The organism is Caedibacter taeniospiralis (assembly GCF_002803295.2).
Lineage (GTDB): Bacteria > Pseudomonadota > Gammaproteobacteria > Francisellales > Francisellaceae > Caedibacter > Caedibacter taeniospiralis.
Genome location: NZ_PGGB02000004.1, coordinates 85,182 through 101,900, shown reverse-complemented (window position 1 = coordinate 101,900; position 16,719 = coordinate 85,182). Strand labels below are relative to the sequence as shown.

General features: G+C 43.6%; 14 protein-coding genes, 2 tRNA genes and 3 rRNA genes. 18 read left to right on the top strand and 1 reads right to left on the bottom strand.

The window, feature by feature from the left end; translation table 11 throughout:
- Window positions 1–225 precede the first annotated feature (225 nt).
- The 14 genes from CU053_RS02840 to CU053_RS02775 all read left to right on the top strand — a co-directional run bounded on the left by CU053_RS02840 (window position 226) and on the right by CU053_RS02775 (window position 12,403).
- Window positions 226–1,861 (top strand): 16S ribosomal RNA (locus tag CU053_RS02840).
- A 231-nt stretch (window positions 1,862–2,092) separates the two neighbouring features.
- Window positions 2,093–2,169, top strand: a tRNA-Ile gene (locus tag CU053_RS02835).
- A gap of 142 nt (window positions 2,170–2,311) precedes the next feature.
- Window positions 2,312–2,387 (top strand) — tRNA-Ala (locus CU053_RS02830).
- 175 nt (window positions 2,388–2,562) lie between these two features.
- Window positions 2,563–6,628, top strand: a 23S ribosomal RNA gene (locus CU053_RS02825).
- A gap of 41 nt (window positions 6,629–6,669) precedes the next feature.
- Window positions 6,670–6,784, top strand: a 5S ribosomal RNA gene (gene rrf / locus CU053_RS02820).
- The 16S, 23S and 5S rRNA genes sit together here with 2 tRNA genes alongside, the layout of an rRNA operon.
- Window positions 6,785–7,032: 248 nt before the next feature.
- Window positions 7,033–7,182, top strand: a complete 150-nt coding sequence (locus CU053_RS06645) for a DUF6444 domain-containing protein (RefSeq protein ID WP_407643788.1) — start codon at window positions 7,033–7,035, stop codon at window positions 7,180–7,182.
- Window positions 7,134–7,352, top strand: coding sequence for an IS66 family transposase (locus CU053_RS02810; protein WP_100551130.1), 219 nt, complete (start codon window positions 7,134–7,136; stop codon window positions 7,350–7,352). The genes CU053_RS06645 and CU053_RS02810 overlap by 49 nt, the downstream gene beginning before the upstream one ends.
- Window positions 7,312–7,596 carry an IS66 family transposase gene (locus CU053_RS02805; protein ID WP_100551129.1) on the top strand — a complete coding sequence of 95 codons (285 nt, stop codon included), beginning with the start codon at window positions 7,312–7,314 and terminating at the stop codon, window positions 7,594–7,596. Before CU053_RS02810 ends, CU053_RS02805 begins: the two co-directional genes overlap by 41 nt.
- An 83-nt stretch (window positions 7,597–7,679) precedes the next feature.
- Window positions 7,680–8,381, top strand: coding sequence for a bifunctional 2-polyprenyl-6-hydroxyphenol methylase/3-demethylubiquinol 3-O-methyltransferase UbiG (gene ubiG / locus CU053_RS02800; RefSeq protein WP_407643789.1), 702 nt, complete (start codon window positions 7,680–7,682; stop codon window positions 8,379–8,381).
- Window positions 8,344–9,036, top strand: coding sequence for an HAD family hydrolase (locus CU053_RS02795; RefSeq protein ID WP_100551127.1), 693 nt, complete (start codon window positions 8,344–8,346; stop codon window positions 9,034–9,036). The genes ubiG and CU053_RS02795 overlap by 38 nt, the downstream gene beginning before the upstream one ends.
- The gene (locus CU053_RS02790) at window positions 9,012–9,770 is read left to right on the top strand and encodes a hypothetical protein (RefSeq protein ID WP_100551126.1); all 759 of its coding nucleotides are present in this window, start codon (window positions 9,012–9,014) and stop codon (window positions 9,768–9,770) included. Before CU053_RS02795 ends, CU053_RS02790 begins: the two co-directional genes overlap by 25 nt.
- A gap of 56 nt (window positions 9,771–9,826) precedes the next feature.
- A complete protein-coding gene (locus CU053_RS02785) occupies window positions 9,827–10,798 on the top strand; it encodes a hypothetical protein (RefSeq protein WP_100551125.1) in 972 nt (323 codons plus the stop codon).
- Between the two features lie 15 nt (window positions 10,799–10,813).
- Window positions 10,814–11,134 carry an MGMT family protein gene (locus tag CU053_RS02780; protein WP_100551124.1) on the top strand — a complete coding sequence of 107 codons (321 nt, stop codon included), beginning with the start codon at window positions 10,814–10,816 and terminating at the stop codon, window positions 11,132–11,134.
- Between the two features lie 66 nt (window positions 11,135–11,200).
- Entirely contained in the window at window positions 11,201–12,403 is a 1,203-nt protein-coding gene (locus CU053_RS02775) for an amino acid permease (protein ID WP_100551123.1), read from the top strand.
- Window positions 12,404–12,446: 43 nt separating this feature from the next.
- On the opposite strand, the gene CU053_RS02770 is transcribed toward CU053_RS02775, so the two are convergent.
- Window positions 12,447–12,893: a hypothetical protein gene (locus tag CU053_RS02770; protein WP_100551122.1), complete on the bottom strand. Its 447-nt coding sequence runs from the start codon at window positions 12,891–12,893 to the stop codon at window positions 12,447–12,449.
- Between the two features lie 242 nt (window positions 12,894–13,135).
- Here CU053_RS02770 and CU053_RS02765 point away from each other — a divergent pair, with 242 nt between their 5' ends.
- The 4 genes from CU053_RS02765 (at window position 13,136) to CU053_RS02750 (ending at window position 16,591) form a co-directional block, all read left to right on the top strand.
- Window positions 13,136–13,948 (top strand): carbon-nitrogen hydrolase family protein, encoded by an 813-nt coding sequence (locus CU053_RS02765; protein WP_158106956.1) that lies wholly within the window; start codon window positions 13,136–13,138, stop codon window positions 13,946–13,948.
- Window positions 13,949–13,969: 21 nt separating this feature from the next.
- Entirely contained in the window at window positions 13,970–15,310 is a 1,341-nt protein-coding gene (rimO, locus tag CU053_RS02760) for a 30S ribosomal protein S12 methylthiotransferase RimO (protein ID WP_100551120.1), read from the top strand.
- Window positions 15,311–15,413: 103 nt separating this feature from the next.
- On the top strand, window positions 15,414–15,614 hold the full coding sequence (locus CU053_RS02755) for a DUF378 domain-containing protein (protein WP_100551119.1): 201 nt from the start codon (window positions 15,414–15,416) through the stop codon (window positions 15,612–15,614).
- A gap of 104 nt (window positions 15,615–15,718) precedes the next feature.
- A complete protein-coding gene (locus CU053_RS02750) occupies window positions 15,719–16,591 on the top strand; it encodes an outer membrane protein (protein ID WP_158106955.1) in 873 nt (290 codons plus the stop codon).
- Window positions 16,592–16,719 lie beyond the last annotated feature (128 nt).

The window sequence follows — 16,719 nt, the reverse complement described above, 5'->3', positions numbered from 1 at the left end:
TCGCTGAGAATGTTCGGTGCAGGTGCCCAGGTAGTGGGTTTTTGAAGATGTTTAAAGAGATATAAGATGTAGATACTTGAATACTTTGAGCGAAGAATATTGCGGATTGTAGTCACTGTGTTAGTTTTGAATTTTAAATGTTTAATTGTGTGTTGAGTTATTTTAAATTTAACATTCATAATTAAACATTCAAAATTGATATAAGTGGTTATGATCTAAGGATTTAAACTGAAGAGTTTGATCCTGGCTCAGATTGAACGCTGGTGGTATGCTTAACACATGCAAGTCGAGCGGTCTAGGAACTAGATACTAGAAACTAGAAACTAGGGGTTGAATCGCTGCGCGATGATTTATTCTAAAGAATCACCTTGCTTGGTAAGGTTCGACTTCCACTTTCTAGTTTCTAGTCTCTAGTTTCTAGATAGCGGCGGACGGGTGAGTAACGCGTAGGAATCTGCCGTACAGAGGGGAACAACAGATGGAAACGTCTGCTAATACCGCATGAAGCCTGAGGGTGAAAGGTCGCGCAAGCGGTCGCTGTATGATGAGCCTGCGTTGGATTAGCTGGTTGGTGAGGTAAAGGCTCACCAAGGCGATGATCCATAGCTGTTCTGAGAGGAAGATCAGCCACACTGGGACTGAGACACGGCCCAGACTCCTACGGGAGGCAGCAGTGGGGAATATTGGACAATGGGGGCAACCCTGATCCAGCAATACCACGTGTGTGAAGAAGGCCTTAGGGTTGTAAAGCACTTTAGTTCGTGAGGAAGGCTATCAGGTTAAGAGCTGGATAGTTTGACGTTAGCGAAAGAATAAGCACCGGCAAACTCCGTGCCAGCAGCCGCGGTAATACGGAGGGTGCGAGCGTTAATCGGAATGACTGGGCGTAAAGGGTTCGTAGGTGGTCAGATAAGTCAGATGTGAAATACCTGGGCTCAACCTGGGAGGGTCATTTGAAACTGTTTGACTAGAGTTTACTAGAGGATTGGGGAATTTCCGGTGTAGCGGTGAAATGCGTAGAGATCGGAAGGAACATCAATGGCGAAGGCAACAATCTGGGGTTGAACTGACACTGAGGGACGAAAGCGTGGGGATCAAACAGGATTAGATACCCTGGTAGTCCACGCTGTAAACGATGAGTACTAGCTGTTGGTCCTGGTGTAAAAGGATTAGTGGCGCAGCAAACGCGATAAGTACTCCGCCTGGGGACTACGGCCGCAAGGTTAAAACTCAAAGGAATTGACGGGGACCCGCACAAGCGGTGGAGCATGTGGTTTAATTCGATGCAACGCGAAGAACCTTACCTGCCCTTGACATCCATAGAAGACGAGAGAGATTTTGTTGTGCCTTCGGGAACTATGAGACAGGTGCTGCATGGCTGTCGTCAGCTCGTGTTGTGAAATGTTGGGTTAAGTCCCGCAACGAGCGCAACCCTTATTTTTAGTTGCCATCATTAAGTTGGGCACTCTAGAGAGACTGCCGCTGATAAGGCGGAGGAAGGTGGGGACGACGTCAAGTCATCATGGCCCTTACGGGCAGGGCTACACACGTGCTACAATGGGCATTACAGAGGGAGGCGAAGGTGCGAGCTGAAGCGAAACTCAGAAAGGTGTTCGTAGTCCGGATTGCGCTCTGCAACTCGAGCGCATGAAGTCGGAATCGCTAGTAATCGCGGATCAGCATGCCGCGGTGAATACGTTCCCGGGTCTTGTACACACCGCCCGTCACACCATGGGAGTGGGTTGCAAAAGAAGTAGATAGTCTAACCGTAAGGGGGACGTTTACCACTTTGTGATTCATGACTGGGGTGAAGTCGTAACAAGGTAGCCGTAGGGGAACCTGCGGCTGGATCACCTCCTTAAAGGTACGAGTATGATGTTGAATTTTTAATGTTGAATGTTGAATTTTTGATGTTTGAAGTACGAAAGAAATTAAGAAAGAGCGAGAAGTATTTGAGTGTTTACAAATGATGTTTTTTCTAGAGACTAGAAACTAGAGACTAGAAACTAGAAACTAGAAACTAGAGACTAGAGACTAGAGACTAGAAACTAGAATACTTCTAGAAACTAGTCTCTAGTCTCTAGTATCTAGTGGGTCTGTAGCTCAGCTGGTTAGAGCGCACCCCTGATAAGGGTGAGGTCGGTAGTTCAAGTCTACTCAGACCCACCATCTAGAGACTAGTGTCAAGAGACTAGAAACTAGGGATTGAATCTTGCTGTGCGAGATGATTTTTTAAATGAATCATCGCGAAGCGATTCGAGTCTGGTTTCTAGTTTCTAGAGTAAGCGCAGCGAGCGTTCTAGTATCTAGAGGGGCCATAGCTCAGCTGGGAGAGCGCCTGCTTTGCACGCAGGAGGTCAGGAGTTCGATCCTCCTTGGCTCCACCATCTAGAGACTAGTGTCAAGAGACTAGAAACTAGGGATTGAATCTTGCTGTGCGAGATGATTTTTTAAATGAATCATCGCGAAGCGATTCGAGTCTGGTTTCTAGTTTCTAGAGTAAGCGCAGCGAGCGTTCTAGTATCTAGAGCCGAGATCTTTAACAATTTATTATAGAGTAATGACCAAGAGAATAAGCGCAAACGGCGGATGCCTTGGCAGTCAGAGGCGAGGAAAGACGTGATAGCCTGCGAAAAGCTTCGGGGAGCTGGCAAATAAGCATTGATCCGAAGATATCTGAATGGGGGAACCCACCTCACTCATAAAGTGCTCAGCACTTTATTCATTTCGAGAAACTAGAGATTGGAAACTAGAAACTAGAGTGAGTAGAGGGTGTAATTTGTGCATGAATGAGTATTTTAAGAGTGGGGTATCACTGACGTAAGTTAAGTGAGGCGAACGTGGGGAACTGAAACATCTAAGTACCCATAGGAAAAGAAATCAACCGAGATTCCCTAAGTAGCGGCGAGCGAAGGGGGAAGAGCCTGGTATACTTTAGCATGTGAGTTAGTCGAACATTCTGGGAAGGATGACCATAGCAGGTGATAGTCCTGTAGACGAAAGCTTGGATGTGGAACTAGGTATACGAATAAGTAGGGCGGGACACGAGAAATCCTGTTTGAAGAAGGGGGGACCATCCTCCAAGGCTAAATACTACTGACTGACCGATAGTGAACCAGTACCGTGAGGGAAAGGCGAAAAGAACCCCGATGAGGGGAGTGAAATAGAACCTGAAACCGTTTGCGTACAAGCAGTCAGAGCTAGAAACTAGAGACTAGAAACTAGAGACTAGAGATTAGGGGTTGAAGCGCTTCGCGATGATTAATTTACAAAAATAAATCATCTTGCAAAGCAAGATACGACTCCTGGTTTCTAGTCTCTAGTTTCTAGTTTCTAGGAGACTAGTGATGGCGTACCTTTTGTATAATGGGTCAGCGAGTTACTTTTAGTGGCGAGGATAACTGAATAAGGGATCCGTAGCGAAAGCGAGTTTTAATAGAGCGGACAGTCGCTAGGAGTAGACCCGAAACCGACGCGATCTATCCATGACCAGGTTGAAGGTTGGGTAACACCAACTGGAGGACCGAACCCGGTAATGTTGCAAAATTATGGGATGAGTTGTGGATCGGAGTGAAAGGCTAATCAAGCGCGGAGATAGCTGGTTCTCCCCGAAAACTATTTAGGTAGTGCCTTGTGAATGACTCGTTGGGGTAAAGCACTGTTTCGACTAGGGGGATTTTGCGATCTTACCGACTCGATGCAAACTTAGAATACGACGAAGTTGAATCACGGGAGACACACGGCGGGTGCTAAGGTCCGTCGTGGAGAGGGAAAGAGCCCAGACCGCCAGCTAAGGTCCCTAAGTTATCGCTAAGTGGGAAACGATGTGGGAAGGCATAGACAGCCAGGAGGTTGGCTTAGAAGCAGCCATCCTTTAAAGAAAGCGTAATAGCTCACTGGTCGAGTCGGCCTGCGCGAAAGATTTAACGGGGCTAAGCGATACACCGAAGCTGCGGGACTAGAGACTAGAGACTAGAAACTGGAGACTAGAGGAGATAAGATGCCGTATCACAATTTATCAGTATATCAGAAGGCATATCAGTTAGCGCTGGAGCTACACGTGGAGAGTATGAAGTGGCCGCGGATAGAACAGTGTGAGATTGGGAGTCAATTAAGGCGAGCGAGCAAATCCATATGTGCGAACATAGCGGAAGGGATGGGCAAGCAAGCGAGTGAAAAGGAAGTAAGAAGGTTTGTTCAGATAGCGATAGGCTCTTGCGATGAATGCCGGGTGTGGCTGGATTTTGCAAGGGACTTAGGGTATATCGATCAGGAGAGTCATAGGGGCTACGATGAGAGGTATTGCGAAGTTGGGCGAATGTTAAGAGGTATACAGAGAAGATATAGCTGATGTCTATTCTAGTATCTAGTTTCTAGTATCTAGTTTCTAGTCGGTAGGGGAGCGTTCTGTAAGCTTATGAAGGTGCATTGAGAAGTGTGCTGGAGGTATCAGAAGTGCGAATGCTGACATGAGTAACGATAAATAAGTGAGATTCTTATTGGCCGAAAACCCAAGGTTTCCTACGCAATGTTAATCAACGTAGGGTAAGTCGGCGCCTAAGGCGAATCCGAAGGGAGTAGTCGATGGGAAACAGGTTAATATTCCTGTACCGATGGTAGTTGCGATGGAGAGACGGAGAAAGCTAGGTCTGCCTGGCGGATGGTAGTCCAGGTGAAAGCGTGTAGGTAGTGCACTTAGGCAAATCCGGGTGTATGATGATCTGAGGCGTGAGAGGGAACAGGGCTCTACGGGGTTCTGCCAAGAGATTGATGCTCGGCTTCCAGGAAAAGCTTCTAAGCATAAATTACCATTGACCGTACTGTAAACCGACACTGGTGGGTGGGTAGAGAATACCAAGGCGATGAGAGAACCCAGGTGAAGGAACTAGGCAAAATGACACCGTAACTTCGGGAGAAGGTGTGCCTCATTAGGGTGAAGGACTTGCCTGACCACTAAATTCTATGATGGATGAAAGCTGTTGAGAGTTGTAGAGATAGACAATTTGTTGATAGCCTGTTGTAGGACGTGGAATTTAGTGGTCAGGTGAACGTCTGGAGCGTGAAGAGGTTGCAAATACCAGGTGGCTGCGACTGTTTACTAAAAACACAGCACTCTGCGAACTCGGAAGAGGAAGTATAGGGTGTGACGCCTGCCCGGTGCTGGAAGGTTAATTGAAGGGGTTATCCTACCACTTAATTATTTTGGAGTTTGATATGTATTGTGTATACGTGATTTATTCGAAAGAATTAGATAGTTTTTACTTGTGGGTTATAGTGAAAACCTAAGGAAAAGGATTGATTCGCATAAGTCGGGTAGAAGTAGATATACAAGCCGAACGAGAGATTGGATTCTTGTCTACTACGAAGCTTACGCAAGTGAAAAGCTTGCTAGGTTAAGAGAAGCTAAATTAAAGCGAGCGAATCGAATGAGGAGTTTGTTGTATAAAGGCTTAAGAGAAGAAATATCAGAGTAATTAAGTGGTAGGAGAAGCTCTGGATCGAAGCCCCAGTAAACGGCGGCCGTAACTATAACGGTCCTAAGGTAGCGAAATTCCTTGTCGGGTAAGTTCCGACCTGCACGAATGGCGTAACGATGGCCACACTGTCTCCATCTGGGACTCAGTGAAATTGAAATCGCTGTGAAGATGCAGCGTACCCGCGGTTAGACGGAAAGACCCCGTGAACCTTTACTATAGCTTTGCACTGGACTTTGAGAATATTTGTGTAGGATAGGTGGGAGACTAAGAGATTCGTACGCTAGTATGGAAGGAGTCGACGTTGAAATACCACCCTGATATTTTTGGAGTTCTAACTCAGACGAGAGTCGAGGACAGTGTATGGTGGGTAGTTTGACTGGGGCGGTCTCCTCCTAAAGAGTAACGGAGGAGTACGAAGGTGCACTCGGCGCGGTCGGAAATCGCGCCAAGAGTATAAAGGCAAAAGTGCGCTTAACTGAGAGAGTGACGGCTCGATCAGGTACGAAAGTAGGTCTTAGTGATCCGGTGGTTCTGAATGGAAGGGCCATCGCTCAACGGATAAAAGGTACTCCGGGGATAACAGGCTGATTCCTCCCAAGAGTTCATATCGACGGAGGAGTTTGGCACCTCGATGTCGGCTCATCACATCCTGGGGCTGAAGCAGGTCCCAAGGGTATGGCTGTTCGCCATTTAAAGTGGTACGCGAGCTGGGTTTAGAACGTCGTGAGACAGTTCGGTCCCTATCTGCCGTGGGCGTAGGAGATTTGAGAGGGTTTGTTCCTAGTACGAGAGGACCGGAATGAACGAACCGCTGGTGTTTGGGTTGTCTCGCCAGAGGCATAGCCCAGTAGCTACGTTCGGAATGGATAACCGCTGAAAGCATCTAAGCGGGAAGCCAGCCTCAAGATGAGATCTCCCGTCTAGAGACTAGAAACTAGAGACTAGAAACTAGGAGTTGAGTCTTGCTTTGCAAGATGGGTTGTTTTTTATAAATCAATTCATCGCGAAGCGATTCAAGCTCTAGTTTCTAGTCTCTAGTTTCTAGTCTCTAGCTTAAGGGTTGTTGAAGACTACGACGTTGATAGGCTGGCTGTAGAAGTGCAGTAATGTATGAAGCTAACCAGTACTAATTGCCCGAGAGACTTGGTTATTACTCTATGATAGATTGTTAGAGCTTTCTGCTCGCAGGTTACCTGATGAAAATAGCGACTGTGAACCACCTGATTCCATTCCGAACTCAGAAGTGAAAACAGTTAGCGTCGATGATAGTGTGGCATTCGCCATGTGAAAGTAGAACATCATCAGGTATTTTATTTGAAAGGCACCTCAGGGTGCCTTTTTTCGTTTCTGTAACTTGAGAATTGCTGTAACCACCCAGCAGGTTAAATTTTGATAGATGATGAATTTTGGCATTTTTTCCAGATCAGGTATTTTCATTTGCAAATAAGTATGGCGTAATCTTACCAATGGACACGATCCTAGAAAAAAATGATTCAAGAGCTATTAACCAGAATCGACGCGCTTGAGCGTGAAAATGCTCGACTAAAAGAGGAGATTGAGCAACTTAAGAAGCGGCTATTCTAAGAATAGTCGCAACAGTTCAAAACCGCCTTCAAGCGATGGTTTGTACGTCCTAATAAAAGCTATGCGACGCATTTGCAAACCCAACATTTTATTCCTGAGCAACGAGTCCAACAACTGTTAGAAGATTTATTTGGTGTTTGTGTGGCAACGGCGAGTATTGCCGAATCTGGTCAAACGTGTACTGATCAGCTGATTGAGTTTGAGCAAGAGATATTGGCGAGACTTAAAAATGCGCCTGTGAAGCACTTGGATGAGACTGGTTATCGCATCGACTCAAAAACGCTTAGGTGATTATAAAGCTGAGGTATTGAGATTTATTTATGATGCTAAGGTGCCATTTACCAATAATCAAGCGGAGAATGACTTGCGTATGATGAAGGTAAAGCAAAAAGTTTCGGGTTGCTTTCGTAGTGAGGCTGGGGCCCAGAAATTTGTGCGTATTCGTACTTTACTATCGACTGCTCGTAAACAAGGCTGGAAGATTATTGATGCCATTGTGGATGTATTTAACGGCAAAACACCTCGGTTCAATTAACAAAATGCTAGTGCTGTTTTTTATATCTTATCAAGCGCCACATTTGTTATGATAAACTCAGATTCTATATACAATTACAATTCATCATGAATGTTGATCAATCTGAGATTAATAAGTTTAGCGCCCTTGCACACCAATGGTGGTGTGAGGATGGTGAGTTTCATACTTTGCATCAGGTCAATCCGCTGCGTCTTGCCTTTATTCAACAATTTGCAGGTAAGCTTTCAGGGCTTAATATTGCCGATATTGGTTGTGGTGGTGGCATTCTGACCGAAGCGCTTGCCAGACACAGTGCAACGGTGACAGGTTTAGATATGGCCGATGCCTCACTCAATGTGGCTAAGCTCCACTTATTAGAGTCCAACTTGTCTATTCGTTATTTAAAACAACCTGTGGAGCAACTGGCTTGTGAAAAACCTTTAAGCTTTGATGTCGTCACCTGCATGGAGATGCTTGAGCATGTTCCAGACCCTAACAGCATTATCGAGTCCTGTGCAAAGTTGTGTAAAGAAAATGGCTGGGTATTTTTCTCAACGCTTAATCGCAATTTGAAATCCTTTGTGCTTTCAATCGTCATGGCGGAATATGTCATGAATATGATTCCCAGAGGCACGCATGAATACAGCAAATATATTAAACCGTTTGAACTGATAAACAGCGCACATAGACATGGGTTGAAGATCAAAAAAATCACGGGTGTCCATTATAACCCATTGACCAGGCGTTTATCTTTGGGGGGTAACGCAGATGTCAACTACATCGCCGCGTTCAAAAAAGAAACCTAAGCTTAAGCTTGTTTTATTTGACCTTGACGGCACATTGCTTGATTCATCGACAGGAATATTTAGCGCCATACAGTATGCCTTTACCAGTCATAATTTAACTATTGATTTTGAGGCAAGTACACTTAGACAGCATGCGGGTCGTGGTGTTGAGTTTCTATTACAAAAAATCAATAACAAACTCAACAAGGATCAACTGTTAAGCCTAAAACACGCAGCTTTTTCCCACTACCAAACCCACGCAGTAAGCATAACTCACCCATTTCAAGGGGTTAAAGAAATCATTGAAACCCTAAAATCACATGATATTTCATGGGGGATAGTGACAAGTAAAACGCGTGAGCTTACTGAGTCTGTATTGGCTAAAGTCCCCTATTATGATCAAGCGCGTATCGTTGTGTGCGCCGATGACTTAAATTATAAAAAACCACATCCGATGCCACTGATTTACGCTGTCAAAACTCTTGGCATATCCCCTCAATATTGCGCCTATGTAGGTGACACCAAAAGTGATATGCTTGCTGCTAAACATGCACATTGCTATCGCATTTTTGCCGAATATGGTTACGAAGCTTGTGTACTTGGAGGCAGCGATTATGATTTTAAAATCTCAAATTTGGAGCAATTACGCCAGTGGATTATCTATATGAGTGCTTAACTGAAAATACTCCAAAAACAGGGACTCTTTACTACTACGCTTACCGTAAATGCAATGCTGAAACCACCATAATACTCTACGCACTGGATCAGCTAAAATACCAATGGCTTAGGACGTCTGAGCTTTATCATGAACCTTATCCAAGCCTGAAAAAATTGCAGTGGTGGCAGCAGGCACTCACTAATCCCAAGTCACATCGCAATCATCCGCTTATTGATAAACTGTGCGCATATTTCACTATGGATGAGCTCACTAAGCCTCTGCAGCAGGACTTACAATACGCCTTAATCACCACTGCTAAAGGGCGCAACTATCAAGTCAGTCTGGATTTAGGTCAAAGCTTCCTTGGCATTGCAATACTTAAGGCAAAAGTACTTGGTTTCGAAGATATAAAGACCATTGAAACCCTTAATCACGTCGATGAGCTCTTGCGGCACATCTTAATGATTGGCAAACATTTTTCACGCAACATTCACCTGCATGAAGAGCTTCGCCCAAGCGTGAATCAGCACACATTCCGACTGATTATTCAATCGTTGTTAGCGCCTGCGCAAATCATGATATCGCAGTTAAACCTGCCCTATAAACAATTAAAACCACTCATTCTATTGCACAAGCAGCAAAATTTATGTGTTAAAAAGTTCGTACAAAAGATCGATAATCCATTTACACAGAGTATTCGCATCTCACCACTGGCTTTGTTATTTTCGACACTTTGCACATCAAAACTTTAATCCAGCGCACTTTTCTTATACAATCGTTTCTAGTTTAAATATGCTTTACTGCCGCCATGAAAACACGCTTTGGTTTATTATTTGGGCTTTCCATCTTACATAATGCTTTTGCAACCACTGCCAACCAAATCAACAACAGATCTCTTGCTGGTGAAAAAGCTACAAACAATGAACAGCTGCTTAGAAGCTTGCTCATGCAGAATCAACAGACGATTGATAATTTAACGGGGGAAGTCCAGAAGTTAAGCAGTGTCCAGAAAAAAAATATTAAATCGATTATTACTGATAAGCCTGCACAACCCTTGTCCCCCATGGATCGCGAGGCAATGAATAGTCCTATTTTCTTGCCAGGTGGTGCGCCAGCACCTGAAGGATATAAGAGTCAAAGCCCAAAACAACAGACGGATGCCCTAACACCATCAGACAAATCAACCGAGGGTACAGACGCAGAAAGTAAGGATGGACAGACAGCCAATGTCAGCTCAAACAGTTCAAACGCCAACAGCCCGTACAACAACTACGGTGGAAGTCCTTATTATCCCAAAAACTCCTCAACTAAGTTTCAGGCAACGTTTTCAGCAGTTAATAGCAGTTACAGCTATGGAATTGCCAAAGAAGGTAATCTTTTTATCAATCCATTGACTAACGCATCCTCAACTCATGCCATTAGTCTCAAGATCACAGGTAATGCCAGCGGTTCAAGCTCTACCTATAACTCAATTAAATTCTGTAATGCCAATTTCAGCGCGTGCAACAGCGCACTTAGCATGTCAAGTAACACGACAAATCTCACCAGTGATCAGCTTGTTGGTGGCAGTTCAAGCTATGCCTTAACCAGCTTAACGATTGGTAGTAACACTGCAAATTACCAAGTTGCAAGGCTTTACGCCCAAATTGTCAATACGTCTAATACGACCACGAATATCAGTTTTTCTTTTCCTGTGTCTAGTTGTTCAAGTGCCACTAATGGTGATCTGAGCTGTAGTCTATCAACTAGCGGGGTATCGGTTTCAGTATCCAGCAATTGATAGGATGTAAGCGTAATGACAGAGTTTCAACAGCGGGTTTACTCGGCTTTAATGCTGATACCAAAAGGTAAGGTCACTACCTATAAACATCTTGCACGATACATAAGCTGTAACAGTGCTCAAGCCATTGGTCAGGCGCTTAAGCGAAATCTCAATGCTCCAGAGGTGCCTTGCCACAGAGTGGTAAAATCTGACTTGTCTATTGGGGGTTACAATGGGCATACCCGTGGGGATAAAATTGACCAGAAAATCGCATATCTTCAAGCTGAGGGAGTTAGTTTTCACCATGGGAAAGTCATGTCTTACTGTGTTTTTACATTTCAACTGATGAGCTAACGTTATTGTCGAGCTCACCATTCATCGCTACAATGCTCACCAAACAAATTAAAGGATTAACGCCTTATGTGGCTGTCTTCTCGAGGTTTTGGTGCAGCAATGATTATCACTGGCACCAGTGTCGGTGCAGGAATGTTAGCCATTCCAGCCACAGTTGCTGCTTGTGGTTTTTGGCTTGCAAGTCTGCTTTTAGTCATTGTCTGGTTTGTGATGATGCTTACGGCATTGCTATTAGCGGAAGTCAACATGTCAATGCCTGATGGCACTAACTTCAGTCGTATGGCGCAGTCAACCCTGGGTAAGCGTGGTCAGATCATCACCTTGATTTCCTATCTCTTACTCCTTTACTCCCTTACTGCTGCTTATAGTGCAGGTGGAGGGAATCTCGTTGCCGGGGGACTTGACAAACTCGATATATATTTACCTGACACGCTTAACAGTGCTTTGTTTATCTTAGTTCTGGGTTTCTTTGTTTATATTGGCACACGCGCCGTAGATCATGCTAATAAGGTATTGATGCTGGTTAAATTTCTAGCTTTTTTCGCTTTTGTTGTTGCGATAATCCCCAGCGTTCAGCAAGTACTCTTGAGCACAGAAACTCGTTCATCGAACTTTGTGTGGATTACGTTTCCCATTTTGATTACTTCTTTTGGCTTTCACCACATTATCCCAACCTTGCGCACTTATGTTAAATCTGATCGAAAGACTTTACGTAACGCCATTATTTTTGGAAGCCTCATCCCACTGGTGATTTACTTAATTTGGATAATTTGCACCTTGGGTTCCATCCCTGTTTATGGTGCTGATGGTTTTCAAGGTATTATTCAAAATGGGAATACTAGCTCAGGAATTGTGGGAAGTTACCACAGTGCCCACGTCGGTAGTTTTGCTTATTTGTTTGAATCGGTTGCAATTACCACCTCGTTTTTGGGTGTCACCCTTGGACTGTTTGACTTTAATCGCGATACGTATCGGCTACAACGACTGACACACCTCGATAAAGGTGCCGCATTTATGATTACTTTTCTACCCCCTTTCTTATTTGCAGTTTTATATCCCAAGGGCTTTATCATTGCGCTAGGTTATGCCAGCATTTTTGTCGCCATTTTACTCATTGGCTTACCTGCGGCAATGGCTTGGGTTATTCGTGGGCGACAAAATAAGAATCACCTCCTAAGTAAGGTCTATCTTGGAATGGTTTTATTGATCGCTGGGGCTATGATTTTGCTTGAGATACTGACATTACTTAATGCGCTTCCTAGACTTTAGAAACTTATAAACTCAAATCATCCCTATTTCTTATTCAGCAACCTTAGTGCAATGTCCTGTTTTCACTACTTAGTACCATATCATAGCTATAGGGACTCGTCTTACTGAGTTCTTCATCGACAAAATCCTGCCAATTTAGCAGATCATCTATCTCACCTTGGATCGCGATAAACTGCTGATACTCATCAAGGTAATAATCCAATGCTTCATCTAGATCAGTTTGATGATCCTTAGCGTAAAGATAAAGCTGATAAACTAACTCCATTTTTTTATAGAATTCTTCTAAGGTTAAAGCTGTAAACACCTGATGCTGCTGACCTTGATAAAAAACATTGACCGCATAAAGCACGATTTTTTTCTTATCATCAATGCAGCACTGAGCTTGCACGTTGTATCCAAAATAAGACAAGGCTAACTCATAGTATTGGCAACAGCTGTCGAATTGAATGCGTTGTTGTTTGGTAAATAATTGATCAAGTGACGTAGTCATAGCGCATCCTCCTGTTCTTGGTTAGCCGCATGGCTTTTGCCCTCTGTTAGCCCTATGCTTCCAGTGCGGCTAACACCTTACCTATCCTCAGTATATGCAGCATAACAAAATACTCCACCTGTTTTTAGCTTTTTTATGGAAAACCCTAAAATATCAAAAACCCTATCGCGTAACCTCTTTATTGTTGCTTGATGGAGTTATATACTAATGACCTCAGCGGATCAGGACAAATGAGGGGTGCAATGGCAAAGGTAGCAATAGCTCAGATAAATGCGTGCCTGGCGGTTGGAGTGAACTTACTTTGCCTAAAGCGTATGGTTGAAAAAGCAGCTCAAAATGGTGCTAAGCTCATTATTTTTCCCGACAGATGCGCACTTTTTTCGCTCAACGCATCTGATTATGAGATTAACAAAGAGATTTTAGGCGAAGGTCGTATTCAGGATTACTTGCAAAAGTTGAGTCAGGAAAATCAAATCTGGATTATTGCCAGCGGCGTTCCCATCGTTTCTGAATACAGTAAGCAAAAGTATTACTTGTCCAGCGTTGTTTATGATGCTTTAGGAGCGCTACATGAAGTCTATTACCACTTACAACCTGCCTTGCCTTATGCCTTCCAATCGACGCATAGTCTCCTTCAGGATCAAGAGTACGGTGAAGTAGTCAAAGTCATTGAGACACCATTTGCCAACCTGGGTTTAACCTCGACCTATGATCTGTTTTCGCCTGAGGTTTTTCGCTACTTAAAAAAGCAAGGCGCCGACATTTTTGTCTTAAGTGCCGCCTTTAGTAGTGATATAGGGACTCACGCCTGGTCACTGCTGTTAAAATCACGAGCACTTGAAAATAGCACGATGATTCTTGCAGCAAATCAAAGTGGCGTACATGAAGATGCTGACATGCTATTTTATGGTAACAGCATGGCGATTGACAATAAGGGACAAGTCGTCAATCACGTTGAAACGGGTGAGCATATTCTATATGTTGAGCTTGATCATGAATCTTTTAAAAATATTTGTTTTGATCAAAATCCATTCCAGTTACAATACCGCAGATAAAATTAACCCATGAGTATCATTATGCAGATAAACGCCCCAAAAATAGGCTTTGTAAGTCTTGGCTGTCCTAAAAATTTAGTTGACTCTGAACGCATTATTACAAAACTAAAAACAGATGGTTATGAAATTGCCGCTGATTATAGCCATGCTGATTTAGTGGTTGTTAATACCTGCGGTTTTTTAAATTCCGCAATTGAAGAGTCCTTAGAAGCGATTGGTGAGGCTTTGGATGAGAACGGCAAAGTACTGGTTACAGGATGTTTGGGTAAAAAGTCAGAGATGATCTTAGAAAAATACCCCAATGTCCTTGGCATTTCAGGACCTCAAGACTATGAAAATCTGGTCAAAGCAGTACATGAAAATCTGCCCATTGAACATCATGCCTTTACTTCATTAATCCCCGCCCAGGGCATTAAGCTCACACCACGCCATTATGCCTATCTTAAAATTTCTGAAGGTTGCAATAACAGCTGCACCTTTTGCATTATTCCCGATATTCGTGGCAAATTAAACTCACGCAAAATTGATGATGTGATGCTTGAGGCAAAACGCCTTGTCAATGCAGGCGTTAAGGAGCTCCTTGTGATCTCACAAGACACAAGTGCGTATGGTGTTGATATTAAATACGCCGAAGCCCAATGGAATAACCAGGTTTATCAAAGCCGTTTTATTGATTTGGCAGAGGCGCTCTCGACATTGGGCGTCTGGGTGCGTATGCACTATGTTTATCCTTATCCACATGTCGATAAGGTTATTCCGCTGATGGCAGAAGGCAAAATTACACCTTATCTGGATATTCCTTTTCAACATGCCTCAGCACGCATCTTGAAACTGATGAAGCGCCCCGCCAATGCTACTAATACGCTGGAAGCGATTAAGCGTTGGCGCACAATATGTCCTGATTTAACGATTCGCAGCACGTTTATTATTGGCTTTCCTGGTGAAACCGAGGAAGATTTTACTGAACTGCTTAACTTTCTCAAAGAAGCCGAGCTTGATCGGGTTGGCTGTTTTACTTATTCTGAAGTGGAAGGAGCCAAGGCCAATAGCTTCCCCAATCTGGTTTCTAAAGAGCTTAAGCAAGAGCGCCTGGAGCGCTTTATGGTGATACAATCACGCATCAGTGCCAGGCGTTTAAAGCGACATATTGGCACGACACAAAAAGTGATTATTGATGAAATACGCACGGATGAAAATATTGCTCTGGCGCGAACACAATATGATGCTCCTGAAGTCGATGGTGTAGTCATTATTGAAAACATCAATAGCCATAACGGTTCAATCGCCAAAGGCTTATTTGTCAATGTTACCATCACTGATGCTAATGAGCATGATTTGTTTGCCAAGCTACACAACGATTAAAAGCAGTAAACAGCTATTTTTTATCGGTCGCTTGCATTAAAATCGCAGGCGTACGTTCTCTAAGAACGTATGCGTTTATCAACTTAAAAACCAAGGAAAAAATATGCGTTTTCTCAATACATTGGCGCTGCTTCTCACTATCATCGGTGGATTTAACTGGTTCATTTCAGCTGTGTTTAATTTTAACCTTATCACCAGCGTTTTTAGTGATTCAGCGACATGGCAAAAAGTAACTTATGTTGTCATTGGCTTGTCATCTTTATATTGCTTAAGTCTATTAAAGCAAATTTACACAACCAAGTAGTGGCGAAAAATCTTTCGCGCAGGGGCAAAAAATCTTTCGCTTGCTATCTATTCTGTTTATACTCTCTGGCATTGCTTTATCATCTTTTGCATGGAATGAATATTATGTGGAAAAACAAGCTTCTGGGTCCAATATTAATCGTGAGTTGTCTTACTTCGATCGCTATTGCAGATGAGGTTTCATTGCCTTCAACTAACTTTAACTTTGATATCAAAACGATCTCTTCAGACTCAACCTACAAGCCCATGCTTGGCTTTGTAGATCAAAATAAAACCTACATCAAATTCCCACCAACTGTAACAGGCAACAATATGCCCATTATTTTAGTGGACCAGTTAGGCTATAGTGATGCCCCGGTCATTTCATTGGATCAAGGCTATGTTGTGATTAATCAGGCATCGACTCACGTTAAAATTTACCATCCTAAGAGCAAAAAGCTTATTTACGATCTGACTTTCCCAGATCAGTTTAACTATAGCAAAGTAGAGCCTTCTCCAACAATTCTAGCATATGAATTTGAGGGGTTCTTCATGGGGGCATCCGTAGGAGGTTCTAATATTACCAGCAAGGGAATCTCTGCTTCAGGTGGCTTAAGAGCGGGTTACGACTGGCACTTTAACAAAGGGTTTTTAGCAGGTTTTGAACTGGGCTTTAACTATGATGGGAAAGTCTCAAAGGATGCGGTTGATTACAAAAGCTGGGATATTAATACCATGCTTCGAGTAAAATATCTGTTCCAGTCAGGCTTTAACCTGACAGGAAAAGCGGGGGTTGCCTATGTCAAAAACAGTCAATCCACTCCTTCTGGTCAGCCAAGCAATAGTATTGGCAGTAGTGTCGCACCACGCATCGGCACTGAAGTTGGCTATTTATTTACCAATGGAATTGGCTTAAATCTTGAGTATGATCACCTTTTCTCAAACTCTAAGGTCCTCTCAGTGAACACCTTCCAGATGGGGGTTTCCTATACTTTCTAAACCTGCGAAGGTTTGCGCTTAGTGGATAGATTACAACCATTCAGCACGGGTTTGATCAATGCGATTTGTTGGAATGAAGAGGGGGGTTGTGGACGATCAAGCGCGTGCAACATCTGCTTTCATTGTGT